The sequence below is a fragment of the Blastocatellia bacterium genome, assembly GCA_035275065.1.
Classification (GTDB): domain Bacteria; phylum Acidobacteriota; class Blastocatellia; order UBA7656; family UBA7656; genus DATENM01.
On record DATENM010000141.1, the window covers coordinates 1 to 1,889 of the forward strand.

General features: G+C 56.9%; 3 protein-coding genes. All 3 read right to left on the reverse strand.

What is annotated here, in order from left to right:
* Nucleotides 1–322 precede the first annotated feature (322 nt).
* Nucleotides 323–805: a TspO/MBR family protein gene (locus VJ464_26330; GenBank protein ID HKQ08667.1), complete on the reverse strand. Its 483-nt coding sequence runs from the start codon at nt 803–805 to the stop codon at nt 323–325.
* Between the two features lie 166 nt (nt 806–971).
* Nucleotides 972–1,400: a hypothetical protein gene (locus VJ464_26335; protein HKQ08668.1), complete on the reverse strand. Its 429-nt coding sequence runs from the start codon at nt 1,398–1,400 to the stop codon at nt 972–974.
* Nucleotides 1,401–1,562: 162 nt separating this feature from the next.
* Nucleotides 1,563–1,889, reverse strand: a 327-nt coding sequence (locus VJ464_26340) for a hypothetical protein (protein HKQ08669.1), incomplete at its 5' end; no start/stop codon positions are given.

Here is a 1,889-nt window from a genome sequence, read left to right on the forward strand (position 1 = left end):
CCAGCGACTTGTCGCCGTCGCCGCATTGCTCGTACGGAGTGCCCTCTGCAACCGCCGGCTTTCGCTGAGCCGCGGCGGCACGCGGCGGATTGAGCCCATGGCCTGACGCGGCGGCTTGCTTGGTTTTGGCCATCGGGAATGATTGTTGGCCATACGCGATCCGCGCCTTCGCTCTCGTCAGCCGCTCCTTACTTGCATTTGCTGTAGGGACGCCTAACGCCCGACATTACCGGGCCGCCGAACGGCATTGCGAGTAATCACGTGAAATGCGCGGCGGCGGCTCCGGTGCATGTCCTTGTTAGGTGGCGATTACAGGCGGCTCTCACCTCGTCCCGCCATTCAGCTTCCATAAACCGTACCCCCACCAGACCGCATATACCCGGTATAGTAAGTAAGGCATCAGCCACCAAGCCGCCGCCTGGTCAAGTCGAGTCAAGCAGATGAAAAGCATCACGTCCATCACCGGGAATAATGCCCCCACCATAAAACTGAGCCGTAAGTCTTGGGCGCGGAAGATAATGTAATTCGTCAGCGCGTTGACGACCATCATAAACAGAATGAGCGCCAGGGCCGCTGACCTGAGGGCAGAGCCGCTGCCGAGTCTAAGGAGGCGGTAAAGGACGAAGCCAAAGATCACATAATAGAGGCCGCCGATGATTGACCAAAGCCATAGCGGGGCCGAGTATGGCGGGAAGCGCAGCTTGGCAAAGAAGGGTTTCACCTGGCTGCCGGCACACACACCCTCTAAGGCAGCCGCTACGATACAGAGGCCGATTGAAGTTATTACGGCAAAACCAGTGGTCATATCTTGCGCCAGCCATTAGCTTCGACAGCCACCTAACGCCTGCGTTCAGCGGGGCCGTGAACGGACTCACCAGCAGCCCTAAGAACTGTGCTTCACGGCCTCCGCTGCAACGCCTTGTTGGGCGTCGTTGCTACCCCGTATCGTCCTGCCCTCTGCGGGCTTAACCTCACTCCTCCTTCAACTCCACTCGCTCACGCCCTTTCGCAATTGCCTCCCTCACGCCTGCGCCGTACCGTCCCGTCGCCAGGCCATCTACTTTCTCGGCCGCCATGTCGTAGTACTTTCGCGCTTCTTCTCGGTTGCCCAGCACCTCATGTGAGTGTCCCAGGTTCAAGTAGAGTGAGGGGTAAAATTCGCGAACCCTTTCGCCACCATCCGCATCAGCTCGTTTCAACGCTTCTTGGTTCCATTGTAAGATTTCGGCGGGGCTCTCTTGATGCCGTGCCAAATAGTGAGCCGCTATGCAGGCCTCGAAGTCGTCGCGGCTTGCGGCCCAAGCCTGTGTGAAGAGTGCGCGGGCTTGGTTGAGGTTGCCTTCCGTTTCGGCCTGCACCCCCGCAACGCATAGTTTTACAACCGGATTATTCGGGTCCATCAATTACCTTGCTGCGGATGCATCCTACTGATGTCTTGCAACAATTGCGGCAGACGCCCAACGAACACACATCACCGGGCCGCGACAACGGCATTGGCCGAAAGATAAGAACTCCGCCGTCGCGGCTCCGGTGCATGTCGTTGTTAGACCCCCTTGGCGATTTTAGCGCCTCCCCACTTTCATATGAATCGCCCACGACCTTTCAGATAGAACAGGATCAGTAACAGGATGACCACCATCACGATTACTTCTGGTATGCCTATTCCGAACAATTCTGCCCCTCTGTGAATCCAAATATTCAACAATCATTGACCCCACATCCGCCACTGTTTCGCCACCCTTAGCCTTATCACAACAGAGCTCATTGGTCTCCACTAGGAATGGGCAATTCCCATACGTTGATTCTATTTGGATGTCCGCTCCGATGCTTGGCAGCTTAAACCACCATATCCCATCGTCGTCTGCCGGAAGGCGCTTCTCCCATTGCAC